Annotated in this window: 17 protein-coding genes; 4 read left to right on the top strand and 13 right to left on the bottom strand. The window is 65.2% G+C overall.

Annotated elements, in window-relative coordinates:
- Nucleotides 1–38 precede the first annotated feature (38 nt).
- From ACIPUD_RS17385 to ACIPUD_RS17325, 13 genes are all read right to left on the bottom strand, one after another.
- Nucleotides 39–3,029: a bifunctional [glutamine synthetase] adenylyltransferase/[glutamine synthetase]-adenylyl-L-tyrosine phosphorylase gene (locus tag ACIPUD_RS17385; protein ID WP_354264352.1), complete on the bottom strand. Its 2,991-nt coding sequence runs from the start codon at nt 3,027–3,029 to the stop codon at nt 39–41.
- Nucleotides 3,026–4,480 carry a sensor histidine kinase gene (locus tag ACIPUD_RS17380; RefSeq protein ID WP_247394488.1) on the bottom strand — a complete coding sequence of 485 codons (1,455 nt, stop codon included), beginning with the start codon at nt 4,478–4,480 and terminating at the stop codon, nt 3,026–3,028. The genes ACIPUD_RS17385 and ACIPUD_RS17380 overlap by 4 nt, the downstream gene beginning before the upstream one ends.
- The gene (locus tag ACIPUD_RS17375) at nt 4,464–5,144 is read right to left on the bottom strand and encodes a response regulator transcription factor (RefSeq protein ID WP_035969420.1); all 681 of its coding nucleotides are present in this window, start codon (nt 5,142–5,144) and stop codon (nt 4,464–4,466) included. Before ACIPUD_RS17375 ends, ACIPUD_RS17380 begins: the two co-directional genes overlap by 17 nt.
- 283 nt (nt 5,145–5,427) lie before the next feature.
- Nucleotides 5,428–7,011 carry a Do family serine endopeptidase gene (locus ACIPUD_RS17370; RefSeq protein ID WP_018458561.1) on the bottom strand — a complete coding sequence of 528 codons (1,584 nt, stop codon included), beginning with the start codon at nt 7,009–7,011 and terminating at the stop codon, nt 5,428–5,430.
- A 232-nt stretch (nt 7,012–7,243) separates the two neighbouring features.
- Nucleotides 7,244–7,726, bottom strand: coding sequence for a cytochrome c-type biogenesis protein (locus tag ACIPUD_RS17365; RefSeq protein ID WP_026233610.1), 483 nt, complete (start codon nt 7,724–7,726; stop codon nt 7,244–7,246).
- Between the two features lie 4 nt (nt 7,727–7,730).
- On the bottom strand, nt 7,731–9,713 hold the full coding sequence (locus tag ACIPUD_RS17360) for a heme lyase CcmF/NrfE family subunit (protein WP_446481214.1): 1,983 nt from the start codon (nt 9,711–9,713) through the stop codon (nt 7,731–7,733).
- Nucleotides 9,710–10,219, bottom strand: a complete 510-nt coding sequence (gene ccmE / locus ACIPUD_RS17355; RefSeq protein ID WP_026233609.1) for a cytochrome c maturation protein CcmE — start codon at nt 10,217–10,219, stop codon at nt 9,710–9,712. The genes ACIPUD_RS17360 and ccmE overlap by 4 nt, the downstream gene beginning before the upstream one ends.
- Before the next feature lie 37 nt (nt 10,220–10,256).
- Nucleotides 10,257–11,372, bottom strand: a complete 1,116-nt coding sequence (gene ccmI, locus ACIPUD_RS17350) for a c-type cytochrome biogenesis protein CcmI (RefSeq protein WP_026233608.1) — start codon at nt 11,370–11,372, stop codon at nt 10,257–10,259.
- 131 nt (nt 11,373–11,503) lie between these two features.
- Nucleotides 11,504–11,773, bottom strand: a complete 270-nt coding sequence (locus ACIPUD_RS17345; protein ID WP_007593394.1) for a hypothetical protein — start codon at nt 11,771–11,773, stop codon at nt 11,504–11,506.
- Between the two features lie 100 nt (nt 11,774–11,873).
- Complete coding sequence (locus ACIPUD_RS17340) at nt 11,874–13,274, bottom strand: hypothetical protein (protein WP_018458556.1); 1,401 nt, start codon at nt 13,272–13,274, stop codon at nt 11,874–11,876.
- A 158-nt stretch (nt 13,275–13,432) separates the two neighbouring features.
- On the bottom strand, nt 13,433–14,809 hold the full coding sequence (locus tag ACIPUD_RS17335; RefSeq protein ID WP_446481213.1) for an ATP-binding protein: 1,377 nt from the start codon (nt 14,807–14,809) through the stop codon (nt 13,433–13,435).
- Between the two features lie 121 nt (nt 14,810–14,930).
- On the bottom strand, nt 14,931–15,602 hold the full coding sequence (locus ACIPUD_RS17330; RefSeq protein ID WP_018458554.1) for a response regulator transcription factor: 672 nt from the start codon (nt 15,600–15,602) through the stop codon (nt 14,931–14,933).
- A gap of 231 nt (nt 15,603–15,833) precedes the next feature.
- Nucleotides 15,834–15,989 (bottom strand): hypothetical protein, encoded by a 156-nt coding sequence (locus ACIPUD_RS17325; protein ID WP_007593402.1) that lies wholly within the window; start codon nt 15,987–15,989, stop codon nt 15,834–15,836.
- 233 nt (nt 15,990–16,222) lie between these two features.
- On the opposite strand from ACIPUD_RS17325, the gene ku reads away from it, so the two are divergent.
- From ku to ACIPUD_RS17305, 4 genes are all read left to right on the top strand, one after another.
- Entirely contained in the window at nt 16,223–17,206 is a 984-nt protein-coding gene (gene ku, locus ACIPUD_RS17320) for a non-homologous end joining protein Ku (protein WP_018458552.1), read from the top strand.
- A gap of 57 nt (nt 17,207–17,263) precedes the next feature.
- The gene (locus ACIPUD_RS17315; protein ID WP_018458551.1) at nt 17,264–17,500 is read left to right on the top strand and encodes a hypothetical protein; all 237 of its coding nucleotides are present in this window, start codon (nt 17,264–17,266) and stop codon (nt 17,498–17,500) included.
- Nucleotides 17,501–17,669: 169 nt separating this feature from the next.
- The gene (locus ACIPUD_RS17310) at nt 17,670–17,852 is read left to right on the top strand and encodes a hypothetical protein (protein WP_018458550.1); all 183 of its coding nucleotides are present in this window, start codon (nt 17,670–17,672) and stop codon (nt 17,850–17,852) included.
- Nucleotides 17,853–18,044: 192 nt separating this feature from the next.
- On the top strand, nt 18,045–18,209 hold the full coding sequence (locus ACIPUD_RS17305; RefSeq protein WP_018458549.1) for a Flp family type IVb pilin: 165 nt from the start codon (nt 18,045–18,047) through the stop codon (nt 18,207–18,209).
- Nucleotides 18,210–18,297: the final 88 nt, after the last annotated feature.

The following is an 18,297-nucleotide window of genomic DNA, read 5'->3' as shown; positions in this document are numbered from 1 at the left end:
CCGCGGCGCGGGCTTGGAGCCGAACGTGCGGGAGGCGCTCACCTCGCTGAAGCCGACGACGACGTCCCTTCCAGCAGCGCCCTGAAGACACGGCGCACCTCGCTCTGCGTCTCCTTCACGCGCGCCTCCAGCGAGGAGAAATGCGGCGCATCGCCGGCGCGTGCCATCACGCGCAGAAGGTCGGTGCCGGCGGTCTCCGGCTTGAACCGGTCGCTGACGCAGAGCCGCAGGATCTGCGTCAGGTCGTGATACAGCCGCGCCGCGGCCCGCAATATCTCGGTCTCCGATTGCGCGAGCACGCCAAGCCTACATGCATTTTCCAGCACCTGCATGGTGCCGGCGTCGAGAATCTCCGGCTTCTCGTGCGCATGCACGAGCTGGAGATATTGCGCGATGAAATCGATGTCGACCATGCCGCCGGCGGCATATTTGAGATCCCAGCAATCGGCCTCGCCCTTCTCCTGGGCGATCGCGCGCCGCATGTCGGCAACATCGTTGGCGATGATTCCGGGATCGCGGCGGCGGGTCAGGACATCGCGGATGACGCGCTCGATCCGTTCCCGGAATTCGGGCGAAGCGGACACGACGCGCGCGCGCGTCAGCGCCATGTGCTCCCAGGTCCAGGCCTCGTTGGCCTGGTAGTCCGCGAACGAGACGAGGCTCGAGGCCACAGGGCCGGCACGCCCCGAGGGGCGCAGCCGCATGTCGATCTCGTAGAGCACTCCGTAATTGGTGCGCGTCGTGAACGCGCTGATCAGGCGTTGGGTGAAACGCGCGAAGTAATGTGCACCTTGCAGCGACTTCGCACCGTCGGAGTCCGGACTGTCGCCGTCGAAATCGTAAAGCAGGATCAGGTCGAGATCGGACGACGCGGTCATCTCGCGGCTGCCGAGCCGGCCCATCGCGATGATCGCGGTCTCCTGCCCCTTGATCCGGCCATGCTGGGCGGCGAAGCGGTCGGCGACGAGGCCATGCACGGTATGGACGATGCCCTCGGCGACGTCAGCAAAGGCCGTGCTCGCTTGCTGCGCCGAGACCGTGCCCGAGAGAATGCGCGTGCCGATCAGGAACAGGCTCTCCTGCCCGAACAGGCGCAGGCGGTCGAGGAACTCTTCGTAAGAGCCGGCATCCTGCACCGTGCTCGCAAGCCGCCCCGACAATTCCTGCCTGTCGGGCATGGCACCGAAGAAGCGCGGATCGATCAGGCCGTCCATGAGCTGCGGCTGCCGCGCCAGCATCTCGCCGAGTCGGGGCGCCGCGCCCAGCACCAGGGCGACCAGTGCGACGAGATCGCGGTTCTGCCCGAGCAGCGTGATCAGCCGGCCGCCGCGCTGAAGCGCTCCAAGGAAATGGTCGAACGCCACGACGGCCCGATCCGGCTCCTCGGCATGAGCGAGACCGTCGATGAGAGCCGGCACGAATTCGACGAATGCGTTGCGCGTCGCTTCGACGCGGAACACGCGGTACTCGCCGGTGATCCAGTCACGCACGGTCTGCGCGACGGCGGCAGGCTTCTTGAAGCCGAGCGTGGCCAGATACTGAAGCAGCCGCGGATCGTCGGGACCCGCACTGTAGTCGAGCGCCGGCAGCTTGGCCGTGCCGGTCGGATCGTCGCCTTCGAACAGTTTTTCGTAGTGGCCCTGGACGATCTCGAGCTGCCGCAGAAGGTCGCGGGCAAAGGCCTCGCGATCCGGATAGCCGAAGAACCAGGCGAAACGCTCGACCGCCTCCTTGTCCTCGGGCAGCGTGTGGGTCTGCTCGTCTGCGATCATCTGGAGGCGATGCTCGACCCGGCGCAGGAATTGGTAGGCCGTGGTCAGCTCGTCACGCGCCGAAACCGTGATCCAGTTGCTGGAAGCAAGCACGCCGAGCGCGGCGAGCGTCGGCCGCACACGCAGTTCGGGATGTCGCCCCCCGGCGATCAATTGCTGGGTCTGGGCGAAGAACTCGATCTCGCGGATTCCGCCGCGCCCGACCTTCACGTTATGCCCTTCGACCGCAACCTCGCTCTGGCCGCGATAGGTCTGCATCTGCCGCTTCATGTCGTGAACGTCGGCAAGCGCGGCAAAGTCGAGATGCTTGCGCCAGACGAAGGGCGCGATCTCCGCGAGCAGCGCCGCGCCCGCCCTGGGATCGCCGGCGCAGGCTCGCGCCTTGATCATCGCGGCGCGCTCCCAGGTACGCCCTTCCCGCTCGTAATAGTTCAGCGCGGCGTCGCGCGAAATCGCCACCTGCGTCGAGGATGGATCGGGACGCAGGCGCAGATCGACGCGGAAGACGTAGCCGTCATAAGTGCGCTGCTGGAGAATGCGCGCCATCCCCTGCGTCACCCTCACGAAGAACGGCTGGGGTTCGATATCGGCGGCGAGCGTCGTATTGTCGGGATCGAAGAACACGATGAGATCGATGTCGCTGGAATAGTTCAGCTCGCCTGCGCCCATCTTGCCCATCGCAAGCACGATCAGCCCGCAGCCCTCCTCCGGCGCCTCGGGATTGGGCGGCGAGAGCTTGCCGCGTGCGGCTTCCTGCCGCAGGAGGTACTGAAGCGCCGCCCGCACCGAGGACACCGCGACATTGGTGAGCGCTGCGGTCACCCGCATCACCGGCCAGACCCCGCCGATGTCGCACAATGCGATCAGGAGCGCGGCCTCCGCCTTCATGCGGCGAAGCAGCCGCATCACCTCGGCTTCATCGGATGCCGCGAGCACGGCGCCGTTCGCCTCCGCGATCAGCGTGGCGAGATGCGCATCCGGATCGCATTCCAGCAGCCGGATCAGGCGCTGCGGATCAGCGCGCACCAGTTCGAACAGATAAAGCGAAAATTCCGCGATGCCAGCCAGCGTGTCCCGCGCGAAGGGATGAGCCAGCAGCGTTTCAAGACGGGTGAATTGCGCTGGCTCGAGCTCGGCCAGCCAGCTTTCAAAACGTCCTTGGTCGGTGACGGAAGCGGCAATATGGGGAGCCTCCGCGAAGCGTGCGGCAAGTCTCTCACCATGCTTGTCCGCGTTTCCCGGCGCGGAGTGGTTCATGCCACCTTCTGTGGCACATCCGGCATTGGCGGAGCAACCCTGTCGCCCGCGCGCGCCGGCAGCACCAGCGTGGCGACAAGACCGGGCTGGGCGTCACCCAACCTTAACTCACCGCCATGCAATGTCGCGACCGCGGAGGCGAGACTGAGACCGAGGCCGGATCCAGGCAGCGTGCGGCTCGCTTCCAGCCGCACGAATCGTTCCACCACATGCTTGCGGTCGCCTTCGGGGATTCCGGGACCGCGATCGGTGACGCTGAGCAGCACCTGATCGCCCTCGCGCCTCGATTCGATCGTGATCTGCCTGCCCTCCATGCTGACCACGGTTCCCGCGGATTGCGCGACCGGCTTGCCGTATTTGATCGCATTCTCGACAAGATTGGCGAGGGCTTGGCTGATCAACTCGCGGTTGGCGTGAACCGGCGTCGGCTCGCACCTGACCTTCAAAGTCATGCCGTCGTCTTCGGCCAGCGGCTCGTAGAGTTCGTGAATGCCGTTGGCGACATCGGCCGCGTCGAAATCATCCATGTTGCCGCGCGCCTGCCCGGACTCGGCGCGCGCGATCATCAGAAGCGCGTTGAAGGTACGGATCAGCCCGTCGGATTCCTCGATGGTCCGCTCCAGCGCGGCGCGGTAATCGGCCTCGCCGCCGGATTTCGCCAGCGCCTCCTCGGCGCGGTTGCGCAGGCGCGTCAGCGGCGTCTTGAGATCGTGGGCGATGTTGTCGGAGACCTCCTTCAGCCCCGCCATCAGCGCCTCGATCCGCTCCAGCATGGCGTTGAGATTTTCGGCGAGACGGTCGAGCTCGTCGCCGCTGCGCCCTACCGGCAGGCGTTCGCTGAGATCGCCAGTCATGATCCGATGGGCGGTGCCGCTCATCGCATCGATGCGCCTCAAAACCCTGCGCGCCACAAAGATGCCGCCGCCCAGGCCGAGCACAACGACGATCAGGATCGACCATTGCGCGGCCTTCGCCACGATGCCGAACAGCCGTCGCCGCTCGGCCAGATCGCGTCCGATCAGAAGCCGGAAGCCGTTTTCCAGTTCGGTGACGCGGACGAGCGCAAGGTGGTCGCGATCGTCGGCGTCCTCGATACGCCGGTAGGCGGTCTCGGACCAGCCGCGCTTCGCCATCACGCCGGGCGCCAGCGAGCCGACATTACCGGCGATCGCCTGCCCGGTCGGCGTCGTCACGAGATAGAGGTTGGCACCCGGACGCAGCGCCCGGTACTCGATCGCGAGCACGAGAGCGCGCAAGCCGCGGCGGCCGTAGATCTCGCTGATCTCCGAGGTCTCGGCATTGACTGTCTGCGTGATCTCCTCGGTGATCAGCCGCCGCGTATTCCAGGCGAAATAGGCCAGCAGCGAGGCCGCGAACATCGCGAACAACAGCAAATAGACCAGCGTCAGCCGGAATGCCGTGGTGCGGACGAGTTTACCGAATGCCGTCACGGATCATGTATCCCGCGCCGCGGATCGTGTGCAGCAGCGGCCGCTCAAAACCCTTGTCGATCTTGGAGCGCAGCCGCGAAATGTGCACGTCGATGACGTTGGTCTGCGGATCGAAATGATAGTCCCAGACGTTCTCCAGCAGCATGGTGCGGGTCACCACCTGGCCCGCATGCTTCATGAGGTATTCGAGCAGGCGGAATTCGCGCGGCTGGAGCGTCAGCTCGTCCTTGCCGCGCGCGACGCGATGGGAGAGCCGGTCGAGCTCGAGATCGCCGACGCGGTACAGCGTGTCCTCGGCCGGACCGCCGCGGCGGCGCGACAGCACCTCGACCCGGGCCAACAGCTCGGCGAAGGAATAGGGTTTCGGCAGATAATCGTCGCCGCCAGCGCGCAGGCCCTTGATGCGGTCGTCGACCTGGCCGAGCGCGGAGAGAATCAGCACTGGCGTCGAATCGTCCTTGTCGCGGAGCGCGCCGATCACCGACAGGCCGTCGCGCTTGGGCAGCATGCGGTCGACCACCAGCACGTCGTAATCGCCGTTCTCGGCCATGGCAAGGCCTTCCTCGCCGTCGGCGGCGTGGTCGGCAATGTGCCCAACCTCACGAAAAGCCTTCACGAGGTAGTCGGCGGATTCGCGGTCGTCTTCGATGATGAGGAGGCGCATCGTGCGTTCGGCAACGGTCAAGGGAGTGAACCTTCTCTAAACATGGCGCGAGCGGCAATCGCATGCAAGCCGAGTGAGAGACTCTGGCATCGAGAAAAAGGCGGGCGGTGAAGCTGGGGGGACTTCACCGCCCTAGGCCTTCCGACGGAGGGGGGCGTATTCCACCGGAAGGTAGATAGGGGAAGCAAACGTTGCGCTGCTCCCCCGAAGGGCGCCGTCGGCGGGGGCGACTGATGCCGGCGACACCCTTCATCTCGGAGGCCTCCTGAGGCCGAGCCCTTGGTTAGCCCTTCGCGATGGGCACGGCGACGAAGCGCGACTGACCGCCGCTCTTCACCCGCATCAGGACGCTGTTCTTGTTGTCAGTCCGCGCCGTGTTGATGGCGTCGCGAACTTCGCCGGCGGTGCTCACGCTCTTGCCGCCGACTTCGAGAATCACGTCACCTTCCTTGAAGCCGCGTTCGGCTGCGGCGCTCTTCGGATCGACTTCGGTGACCACGACGCCTTCCTTGCCGGCGCCGGCCACGGAATCGGCGGGCGCGACGGTCATGCCGAGCTTGGGCACGTCGGTGCCGCGGCTCGCGCCCTTGCCGCTGTCCTTGTCGATGTCGGCCTTGGCTTCGATCGTGTTCGGCAGCTGGCCGAGGGTGAGGTTCACCACCTTGTCCTGGCCCTTGTGCAGCACGTTGAGCTTCACGGTCGCGCCGGGCGCCAGGCCGCCAATGGTGCGGGCGAGCTCGCGCGCGTCCTTGACCGATTCGCCGTTGACCGACGTGATCACGTCACCGGACTCGATGCCGGCCTTGGCCGCCGGACCATTCGCCTGCGGCTCCGCAACCAGCGCACCTTCGGCCTTCTTCATGCCGAGGCTGTCTGCGATGTCGGGTGTCACCGGCTGGATCTGCACGCCGATCCAGCCGCGGCTGACCGAGCCCTTGTCCTTGAGCTGCGCCACCACGCTCTTCACGGTGCTGGCGGGGATCGAGAACGCGATGCCGACGCTGCCGCCGGAAGGCGAGTAGATCGCGGTGTTGACGCCCATCACCTCACCATTGGTGTCGAACGCGGGACCGCCGGAATTGCCCTTGTTCACGGGGGCGTCGATCTGGATGAAATCGTCGTAGGGGCCGTTGCCGATGTCGCGGCCGCTGGCCGAAACGATGCCGGCAGTCACGGTGCCGCCGAGGCCGAACGGGTTGCCCACCGCGAGCACCCAGTCGCCGATCCGCGGCTTGCCGTCGGCAAGCTTCGCGAACGGGAAGTTCGAGCTGCCCTCGACCTTGATCAAGGCAAGGTCGGTGCGCTGGTCGGTACCGATCACCTTGGCGGTGTAGGTCTTGCCGTCGTCGGTGGTCACCTCGACCTTGTCGGCGCCGTCGACCACGTGGTTGTTGGTCACGGCAAAGCCATCAGCCGAGATGAAGAAGCCGGAGCCCTGGCCCTGCACGACGCGGCCACGACCGCCACCACCCTTCAGGCCCGGGACGCCATCCGGACCGCCGAAGCGGCGGAAGAACCGCTCCATCGGCGAGCCCGGCTGGAACGGCGAGGAGGAATCATCGCCGTCGTCGTTGCTCGCGGTCTTCTCCTTCATGTTGACCTTCACCGAGATCACCGACGGCTTCACGCGCTCGACAATGTCGGCGAAACCGATCGGGCGTTCGACCTTGCGGACCTCGTTGTTGACCTGCGCAAGCGCCGGGGTCGAGAACAGGTCGGCGGGCGAGGTTGACGTGCCGAAGCCGTAGACGGCGGCGCCGAGGCCGGCGACGACCGAGGCCATCAGCGCGATCTTGCGGGCCGAGAAAACGGGCCGGCGGGGCTGCCGGTAGGACGGAAGGTTCGAGAGGTCGGAACGGTCGGTCATGCAGAGATCTCCAGGGCCTTGAAATCCATTTGGCGCCTGACGGCGGCACCTTACGAACCTGAAGATGGGGGCTGTCGCCTTACCGTGCGCTGGCGGCGGGGTTAAACTTTTGTAATGAACCGGACATGCGGATGCGGCAGTTTATCGCGGCCAAAACTAGTGAACCTGCAGGAACTTAACCAAGTTCCAGGAACCCCCGCGCAGTGCCGGCTTGATGCGCGCAGCAACGTAGCTAGCTGGATTTGGCTTCATCCGCCATCAATGCGGCGAGCCGCGCTTCCTCGTCGGGCGTGAGCGGCGGAGCCGGTAGGTCTGCACCATTTCGCGCGCGCCGGCGGATTTGCAGCCATAGCGCCAGGCTGCCGCCAATCAGCAGCAACGGCGCGAGCAGCCACAGCAGCATGTTCTGGCGCTCGAAGCGCGGCTTGAGCAGCACGAACTCGCCGTAGCGCGCGACCAGGAAATCGAGCACTTGCGAATTGCTGTCGCCGGCCGCGATACGCTCGCGCACCAGGAGCCGCAAATCGCGCGCCAGCGGCGCATCGGAATCGTCGATCGACTGGTTCTGGCAGACCATGCAGCGCAGCTCACGCGACAGATCGCGTGCACGCGACTCCTTCACCGGATCCGACATGATCTCGTCCGGCTGCACGGCATGCGCCGCAGGCAAGGCCAGCAGCATCAGCGCGATGAACGCGACCATCATTCGGCGCATCAGATCACTCCGCCGGCTGCAGGCGCTGCTTGGCACGCGCCGGTTTCGGCGCGCCGACTCGCAGGCGCCGGTCCGACAGCGATAGCACGCCGCCGAACGCCATCAGCACCGGTCCCCACCAGATCAGCAGCACCAGCGGCTTGTGATAGATGCGCACGGCAATGGCGCCTTCGGCAGTGGCGTCGCCGAGCGAGATGTAGAGCTGGCTGGCGCCGCGCGTCAGCAGCGCGGCCTCGGTGGTCGAGGAGCCGCGGGTGGTGAAGCTGCGCTTGGACGGCGTCATCACGCTGAGCATCTCGCCGTCGTGGCTGACGTTGAATTCGGCGATCATCTCGTGGAAGTTCGGTCCCTGGCGCTGAAACAGGCCGTCCAGCTTGACGTCATAGCCGGCGACATGGGCGACGTCGTTCTGCTTCATCGTCGCGATATATTCGCTGTTCCAGGTGGTCTCGCAGACGATTCCGATCAGCGCAACGCCGAGGCCGGCATGCGCAAATACCGAGCCCCAGGCCGAGCGCGGCAGACCGCGGGCACGATGCAGCGTCGTCGCGAACGGCAGCCGGAACAAGCCGGTTCGTTCGGCCAGATCCGTGACGGCGCCGGCAATGACGAAGACGCCAAGTCCGATTGCCAATGGCGCGAGCGCGCTGCCGCCGCGCACCCAGCCCCAGACCATCGCGACGGCGATAAGCCCGGCAACGCCGGCCGCCAGCAGGCGTTGGGTGACGCCTAGCAGATCGCCGCGTTTCCACGCCAGCATCGGCCCGAACGGCACGGCGAGCAGCAATAGCGTGAACAGCGGAGCGAAGGTGAGATTGTAGAACGGCGCGCCGACCGACATCTTGAAATCGGCGAGCATCTCCATCGCCAGCGGATAGAGCGTGCCGAACAGCACCACCGCGCAGGCCACAGTGAGCAGCAGATTGTTCAGCACCAGCGCACCCTCGCGCGAGATCGGTGCAAACAGGCCGCCCTGCTTCAACGACGTCGCGCGCCCCGCGAACAGCGACAGGCTGCCCCCGATGAACAGGCAGAGAATCAGGAGAATGAACACCCCGCGGGTTGGATCGGTCGCGAAGGCATGCACCGAGGTGATGACCCCCGAGCGCACCAGGAAGGTCCCAAGCAGCGATAGCGAGAAGGTCAAGATCGACAAGAGGATGGTCCAGACCTTCAGCGCGTTGCGCTTCTCCATCACCAGAGCCGAATGAAGCTGCGCGGTGCCGGCAAGCCAAGGCATCAGCGAGGCGTTCTCGACCGGGTCCCAGAACCACCAGCCGCCCCAACCCAGTTCGTAATAGGCCCAGTACGAGCCCATGGCGATACCGAGCGTCAGGAAGATCCAGGCGACCAGCGTCCACGGCCGCACCCAACGCGCCCAGGCGGCATCGATCCGCCCCTCCAGCAACGCCGCGATCGCGAAGGAAAACGAAATTGAGAAGCCGACATAGCCGAGATAGAGCATCGGCGGATGCACGGCGAGACCGATGTCCTGAAGCACCGGATTGAGATCGCGTCCCTCGATCGGCGGGTTGGTGATGCGCAGGAACGGGTTGGAGGTCACCAGGATGAAGAGATAGAAGGCGCTGGCGATCCACGCCTGTACGGCCAGCACGTGCGCGCGCAGCGACAGCGGCAGATTGTTGCCGAAGGCCGCGACCAATCCGCCGAACAGCGCGAGGATCGACACCCACAAGAGCATCGAGCCTTCATGGTTTCCCCACACGCCAGTGATCTTGTAGAGCAGCGGCTTCATGGAGTGGGAATTCTCGTAGACGTTGACGACGGAGAAGTCCGACTCCACGTGCAGCATCACAAGCGCGATGAACGACGCACCGACGAACAGAAGCTGCGCCAGCGCAGTGGAGCGCGCCACATTCATCAGCGCGTCATCGCGCAGCCGCGCGCCGATCAGGGGCACGATGGACTGGATCAGTGCCAGTCCGAGCGCCAGCACCAGCGCGTAATGTCCTGACTCCGCGATCACCGAACTGCTCCCTGCGGATTGCCCTGCGCGGTCGTGGCCGCGGGCTTGACGCCGTCGGAAGCTTTGGCGCCGTAATCATCCTTCCAGTGCCCCTGCTTCTTCAGGGCATCGGCGACGTCCTTTGGCATGTAGGTCTCGTCGTGCTTGGCGAGCACGGTGTCGGCCTTGAACACGCCGTCAGCATCGAGCGCGCCTTCGGCGACGACGCCCTGCCCTTCGCGGAACAGATCGGGCAAAATGCCCTTGAAGGCGACCGGAAGCTTTGCGCCGCCGTCGGCGACCTCGAAGGTCACAGCGAGATTGTCGCCGCGCTGGAGCGAGCCGGGCTGCACCAGGCCGCCGAGGCGAAACCGCTTGCCGGGCGCAACGTGCTTCTCGGCGACCATGGTCGGCGTCGAGAAGAACACGATGGAATCGCGCAGAGCGTTGAGCACCAGCGCGGCCGCGAGGGCGAGCACGGCAAGCGAGCCGCCGATGATGGTCATACGTCGCTGCTTGCGCGTCATGGCGTATCCATTCCCTGCCCGTCTCGTCCTGACATCATCATCCGTCGAGCCCGAGTGTCTTGAGGCCTTCATCAAGCTGGCGCAACCGTGCTGCATCGTTGGCAACCGCCTGGCGGGCATCGGTCGATGCCCCCACCGCCTTGTCGCGATCACCCATGACGAGATAGGCGCGCACCAGGCGCAGCCAACCCTCGACGTCGTCGCCGTTCTGCTTGAGGCGCGTGGCGAGCCGTTCGACCATGCCGCGAACCATCGCGTTGCGATCGACCTCTTTCATGTCCTTGGAAGCTGCGAGGGTCTCATCCGACAGCGCCGGCATCGTCGCGCCACCGCCACCGACCCGCGCGAGCGAGGTCTGCACCAGAGGTCGCCACGGCGCATCCGCCGGCGCTTTCGCCAGCAGCGCGCGCCAGATATTGGCGGCATCGGCCTTGCGGCCGTCCTGCTCGGCGGCGAGACCGAGAAAATAGTTCGCCTTGGGGTCGTCGGCGCTGAGCGCGCGCGCGCGCTCGAACTCGGTCTTGGCTTCGGCGGTCACGACGCCGCCGGCGGCGGCCGAGATCGCTTCGCCGAGATCGGACCGGCGCTCCGCGCTCTCGCCATTGTAGGTGAGCGAGTTGCGATAGGCGCGCACGGCGTCGTCGAAGCGACCGAGCCGTTCCAGCACGGGCGCGATCACGTTCCAGCCGCGCCCGTCGGTCGGATTCTTTTCCAGATGTTGCTCGACCTGTACGACCAGATTCTCGAGCGACTGCGCCATGCCGGACCCGGATCCGCGCTCCCGCTGCGCCAGTGGAAAGTCCTGAAGCCTGGGCGAGCCGAGCGGCACATAGACACCAATCGCAACCAGCGGCAGGCCGGCAAGCGCCAGCACGGCCGCCGCGCGGCGCCATTTGAGGCTGGATTTCGGTGCCGTTGCGGGCTCGCTGCCGGCCGCGGCAAGCAGCCTGCGGCTGACCTCGACGCGCGCGGCCTCGGCTTCGGGCGCGGCGATCAGCCCTGCGGCAAGATCACGCTCGATCTCGGCGAGTTGGTCCTTGTAGACCGCGACCTCGCTGCCCTGATTTTGCGCGCGTCCGCTACGGCCGAGCGGCAAAAGCACGGCGAAGATCGCCGCGACCGTCATCAGCGCGAACACGAACCATAGCATCATCTGGCAAGCTTCCGGCAGCGCGCAAGCCGCGCCCACAGGTCGCTTTACACCACGGCCGGACGATGCGGCAATTGACAATTGTCAATTCGGCGCGACCGCGCACAGTCCCGAAATGGTGAAAATCCAACGGCTTAGCCGATCTCGAAGTCCGCGCTTTGAGCGGCGTCCTCGCCATGCCCGTTGAAGGCCTTCAGGAAATATGTTCCCGGCTCGATAGCGTCGGGCAATCTGATGCGCAACGCCCCGACGGGAACGGGTGATGCAACCCTGGTGACGGTCTCAGGAAGCTGCCGACCGCTTGCCTTCTCGACCAGCACCACCTTCGCGCCGACCATCAGCCTTTGATATTTGGCAACAACGACGCGATTCTCGATTTCGATGGAACTGATAACGGATTTCATGCGCCCACAGATAGAAATATAAAAAACCTGCACGGCGACCGTAGGGCCAGCCACCGACACCGTCAACCTGAAATTGTGACTACTGAAATATACGCCTAGATCAGCTAGCGCGCGACGATTTGCGCTCGCCCGTGGCCGCGTTCTCCGCGGCGCGGCTCATCAGCGAGGCATAATCATCGCCGAACAGCACCTGGCAGAAGCGGATCGCGGCCTGCACCTGCTGCTGCCGATAGGTGCGGACCTTGTGATCGGCGCCGCGCAGCGACTGCACCAGCTGCTCAGTCGAACGCTCGACATATTGCTGGAGGTCGGAATAGGTGCGCAGTGTCACCTCGTTGATCGCAAGCTCGCTCGCATAATTGCGGCAGGTGGCGACGAAATCGATCAGCGCGACGGTTTCCTCGACCTCGGTGCTGTCGATCCGCGCGCCCGGCGGAATGTCCTTCTCGGCGCGCTGGCGCAGGATGCGGCGGACGCGGCCGGGAACACTGTCGATCTCGGATTGCAGCGCGTTAGAGATGTCGGCCCGGATCGAGGTCAACTGCTTGCCCCAGGCGGAATCGTTGCGCAGGTCGAGCTCGGTACGCAGGCCTCGCACGCCGTCGTGCAGCGTCTTGAGATTGGCGGCGACATTGTCGAAATGGCCGCGCTTGATGTCCATGCGCAGGATGGCCGCCACGCAGGACAGATCATGCAGCGCGATCGTGACGGCGACGCCATAGGGCGTTGCCGCAACACGGATCTCGTCGTCGGATGCGGCAATCTTGATGGCGAGGCGGATGATCTGCCACGGCGCGGTCATCCGCTGCACGACGATGGAGAGCGCGAAGGGCAGCATCTGCGGGGTCTGGAGGACGGGAATGTTGAGCGCTGCAGTCACCGATGCGATCTGGGCATCGCCGAAGGCGCGCAAAGAGCGCGGCAGCTTCTCGTTCAAGGTGGCAATGGCGTCGCGGACCGCGAGCACCGCCCCGCTCGAATAGAAGTCCTCGATCACGTTGGGCGGGCCAACGCGGGCGAGCGCACGCGACTTGTCGCCCCCGCCCGGCCCCGTCAGCTCGAAGATGGCATCCGCAGCGACCGCCTGGAGCTTCGAGGTCAGCGCTTCGACCTGGCCTGCGCTGTCGGCCGGCGTGCGCGCCAGCGCCGCCTCGAGTTCCTTCAGCTTGTCCGGAGCACCGTCGCGGCCGAGCCATTGCCAGATCGGAGCCAGCGAGGAGCGGCGGACCTGCCCGACCCGGATCGGAGCGCCTGCTTCGACGAGGAATGGTTCCAGCACCTGGAACAGCAGCCGCGACAGATCGTCCGTACGCGGCGGTGCGGCCTCGTCGGCTTCCGTCTTGCGGACAATCTTGCGCAACTGATCGAGCACGAGGGTTGCCACGGCCGTGTCCTGGCCGCGCTCGAGCGCACGCTCGAACTCTCGCATCAGCAGCGCCTGCGCCTGCGGCGGGAGCTGCGCGAGATAGTCCCTCAGCCGCTCGATCGATGTCTGGCTCATGCGCCCGGGTAATGAACGGTAAATGGCGGACGTGGGATCCGTCCTCCTCGATCATAGGTGGGGCCACTTAAGAAGCCGTTTAGGAAGTCGCTCCGAATACCCCTGGTTTCGTCCGGATCGGGGTGCCGCAAGCCAAATAGTCGCGTCGGAACAAGGGATTATATTCCGGGGAGGACCAGCTCCGCCCGCAGGCCCCCCGTCGGTGCGCGGCCGAGGGAGAGGCTGCCGCCATAGAGCGCAGCGAGCTCGGTCACGATCGACAGTCCCAGGCCCGATCCGGGCTTGGACTCGTCGAGCCGCTGGCCGCGCCGTGAGACCTGGGTGCGCTCGGCCTCCGACAGGCCGCGGCCGTCATCGTCGACGATGATATGCAGCCGCGGACCGATGCTCGCCTGCTGCGGCGCTTCCGCCAGAACTTCGATGAAGACCCGCGACGCCGCCCATTTGCAGGCGTTGTCGACGAGGTTGCCGACCATCTCCTCCAGATCCTGCCGCTCGCCGCGAAATTTCGCCGACGGATCGGCCTCGGCCTCGACCACGATGCCGCGGCCGCGGTGGATCTTCTCCATGGTCCGCCGCAGTGCCTCGATGGCCGGTGCCACCTCCGTCACCGTCGCAACGACCGAGACCCGCGCCGCGATGCGCGCGCGCTCGAGATGATGGGCGACCTGGTCGCGCATCACGTCGGCCTGCTCCATCACCTTGGCCGCGAACGGATCGGTGGCATGCGCGCCGGCCTCGTTCAGGATGACCGAGAGCGGTGTCTTGATGGCGTGGGCGAGATTGCCGACATGGGTGCGCGCGCGCTCCACGATCTCGCGATTGGCGTCGATCAGCGCGTTGGTCTCGCGCGCCAGCGGTGCGATCTCGACCGGGAACTCGCCCTCGAGCCGCTCCGCCCGCCCGGACCGGATGTCGGCGATGGATTCGGAGATGCGCTTGAGCGGCGCGAGACCGAAGCGGACCTGAAACACGGTGGTCAGCAGCAACACGATACCGAGCGCGGTGAAGGTGCCGCCGAGGTAGTAATCGAAACTGCGCGTCTCGTCGAAAATCTCGGTGTCGTCACCGGCGACACTGACGAGAAATTTGCCGTCCGCGCCGAGATCGACCGGCCGCTCCACCATGCGCAGGTTCTGTCCCTCTGGACCGTCGACATAAGCGATCCGGATGCCCGCGGCTGTGAGCTCGGTGCCCTGCTCTTCAAGCTTTGGCAGCTTCTTGTCCCAGAGCGAGCGCGAGGAGCGCACCTCCGGCTTTTCGGTGTCGGTCCGCGTGATCTGCCAGTACCAGCCGGACAACGGCAATTCGAACAAGGGCTCGCCGAGCGACTGGAACTGGCGGTCCGGCGGCTCGTCGGGGGTGGCGACCTCGGCGATCAGCGTGCGGAGATAGAGATTGAGCCGGCGGTCGAAGGCGCGCTCGGTGGCGTTCTTGTAGACCGACGACAGCACCACGCCGGTGATGGCCAGGATCACGACGAGCCACGCGGTCGCCGACAGAAACAGGCGGTTCGCAAGCGAGCTGGCGGGCATCGGAATGATCCCGGAGGCGCGGGGTGGCATGGCGTCGGAACTCATGACCCGAACAAGGCCCCTGCTGCGCCGCCCGTCAAGCCAAGATACGTCTAGACGAGATAGTTCGAGACACCGCGCTTCAAGCGCCGGGGGCCGGCGGGGTCAGGAGATAGCCGAGGCCACGGACAGTCTGGATGATGTCGACGTCGAGCTTCTTGCGGATGCGGCCGACGAAGACCTCGATCGTGTTGGAGTCGCGGTCGAAGTCCTGGTCGTAGAGATGCTCGACCAGCTCGGTACGGGACACGACGCGCCCCGAATGGTGCATCAAGTAGGCCAGAAGCCGATATTCGTGCGACGTCATCTTGATGGGATTACCCGACACGCTGACCCGGCCGGTCCTGGTGTCGAGCGTGACGGGGCCGCAGGTCAGCTCGCTCTGCGCGTGGCCGGTGGAGCGGCGCAGCAGCGCGCGGATCCGCGCCAGCACCTCCTCCAGGTGGAACGGCTTTGCGACATAGTCGTCGGCACCGGCATCGAAGCCCTGGACCTTGTCGCTCCAGCGGTCGCGCGCGGTGAGGATCAGGACCGGCATGGTGCGGCCGTTGCGCCGCCAGGCCTCCAGCACCGAGATGCCGTCCTTCTTCGGCAGGCCGATGTCGAGCACCACGGCATCGTAGGGCTCGTTGTCACCGAGAAAATGCCCCTCCTCCCCGTCAAAGGCGCGATCGACGACATAGCCGGCGTCGGTCAGCGCCTTGGTAAGCTGGCGATTGAGATCGGGGTCGTCCTCAACGACGAGCAGGCGCACGCTTCTCTCCAGAATTAGGCCGCATGAACACCTGCACAGATGAGCAATTCCGGCGTGAACTGAATATGAACACCGGGGAACCGGCCGCGTTACTTTTTGGTCATATCCGACCAGTTCGCAGTCAACGCACTGCGCCCGCCATGCCACCGGACGAACCGACGGCATGGCGGGCGCAATGTGCCGCGTTACGCGGCGAGTCGGAAGGTGCAAACCGTCCGGTCGATCTGCCGATCAGGTCCGGAAGAACACGAACCAGATGACCGCGAGGATCAGGATCGCGAGCCCGGTTGATATGGCGAGCAGCGCCGCCACCGACGGCCCAGGCTCGCCCTGGCGCGCCTCCGTCGGAGTTTCCACGATCTGACGTTGGTCTCGCGTGGTTGCCATGGTGACCTCAATTTCTGGCCGTCGCATCGGATGGCCGCGACTCCTCGCGGCGAATGTCCAGTGGCAACGCATGATCGGATATGATGTTCCGGTTTTTGCAGCCGGATCGGGCTGCAACCGCGCGCCGGGCGGCCGATTAACGCAGTTGCAAGATTCAGCGATCCGCCTTGCTATGATTCGGTGTTCCCCGATGGTATCTTCGTCTTCTGTCCCCGTTGCGTTTGGAGTAGCCCATGGCCCCCCGCGCCAATTGGAAGGGTTTTCTGCGTTTGTCGCTCGTGACCTGCCCGGTCGCGCTCTATCCGGCCACTTCGGATACCGAGAAAGTCTCGTTCAACCAGATAAACCGCAAGACCGGCCACCGGATCAAGTACCTCAAGGTCGACGCCGAGACCGGTGACGAGGTGACTTCGGAGGACATCGTCAAGGGCTACAAGGTCGACACCGACACCTATATCGAGGTCACCAAGGACGAGCTCGACGACATCGCGCTGGAGTCCACCCACACGATCGAGATCGACGAGTTCGTACCGAAGACCGACATCGACAGCCGCTATCTGATCCGCCCCTACTATCTCGTGCCCGACGGCAAGGTCGGCCACGACGCATTTGCGGTGATCCGCGAGACGATCCGGAGCATGGACAAGGTCGCGATCGGCCGCGTGGTGCTGACCAACCGCGAGCACATCATCGCGCTGGAGCCGCTCGGGAGCGGCCTGATGGGGACGCTGCTGCGCTACCCCTACGAGGTGCGCGGCGAGAAGGACTATTTCGACGACATCCAGGACGTGAAGCTGACCAAGGACATGCTCGACCTTGCAAAGCACATCGTCGAGAAGAAGTCCGGCGCGTTCGAGCCTGAGCTGTTCGAGGACCATTACGAGACCGCACTGATCGACCTCATCAACAAGAAGCGCAGCGGCGCGCCCATCGCAGCAAAGGCCGCGCCCAAGACCAGCGGCAACGTTATCAACCTCATGGACGCGCTGAAGAAGAGCATCGCGAACGAGAAGGACGCAGGCCCCGCGGCGAAGGTGGCCAAGGACGTGACCAAGGACGCCGTCAAGGGCAAGAAGCCGAAGAAGCGCGTCGAAGGCCAGCGTGAGATGCTGCTGCCGATCACCGGCAAGGGCGGCAAGGACACTGCTGCGAAAGCCGCTCCCAAAAAGGCGGACAAGCCGGTGCGCGCGCCGGCCCGGGCGAAGAAGGCCGGCTAGCGGCATCGCACAGCGCCGACGCCGTGATGCTGCCCCTCGTCGATCGGCCGACCTGACATGCCCTGGTCGACCGCGTTCGACGAACCCATCTCGTTACGTGGCGGGCGCAAGCTGCGGACGCTGCAAGAAGCTGCCGATCACATCATGCGACTGCCCGAGGATACGCAGGATGCGAGCCACTGGCAGACCGCGATCGAAACCCTGATCAACGCGGCCGAGACCGGCGGCGGCTGGATGATGTTCGCCCGCATCGCGGTGTTGCGGGCGCTGAATGCGGACGGTCGGCGCGAGTGAGCCGGGCGCCCCGCTCGAGAACAGGCTCAACAATCCGTTAAGTCAAGCCGCGCTTTCAGCGTCTGCCTGCGGCCGGAGGGCACGTAATCCTACGGAAGACAAAATTAACCGACGCTTCCCGCTCAGCGCAGCATCGTCGCCCCTCGATTGAACTCGGGGTTGCAGGCTCGTGAAGCAGCAGGACGCCAGAAAGAATTACATCGGCATCGTCAACGACGCGGCCGAGGAAGAAAGCCTGGCCGGCAGCTCCGCGCGAGCGCAGCCGTCCGTGGTCAGCTATCTGGTCGGACGTCTGGCGATAGTGCTGAAACGCTCCAGCAAGGCCGCACCGGAACGCCAGATCTCGTCCTGAGACGGGATGACGACATCGCCAAATGCGTCCGAATTGGGTGACGAAACCTTAAGTCAATCGATGTCACCATATCAAACGGCAGGTGAGGACCATCCGCCCTGCGTTTTGGCGCGCTCACGAAAACTTAGTGAATCAATTTACCATTCCGAAAACGGCACCGGCCTAGGTTGGACGGATGAACAGGAGTTGACGATGACTTTGCTCAAGTCATTTCTTGCCGACGAAAATGGTGCCACCGCCATCGAGTATTGTCTGATCGCCACCGGCATCGCGTTCGCGATCATCACGGCCGTGAACAACACGGGCAGCGCACTCCTGAGCAGCAAATTCAACTCGATCAGCGCGGCGATGAAGTAGCCGGCATAGCCGGCGCGCCGCAATCGCATCAGCACGAATCCGCGTGCAGCGCGCCGGATGATAGGCTCCTCCTTCCGATGCGGCGGCG

The sequence above is a fragment of the Bradyrhizobium sp. CAR08 genome (assembly GCF_052871955.1).
The sequence above is the reverse complement of the archived record's forward strand: the minus strand, read 5'-3'. Positions and strand labels throughout refer to the sequence as shown.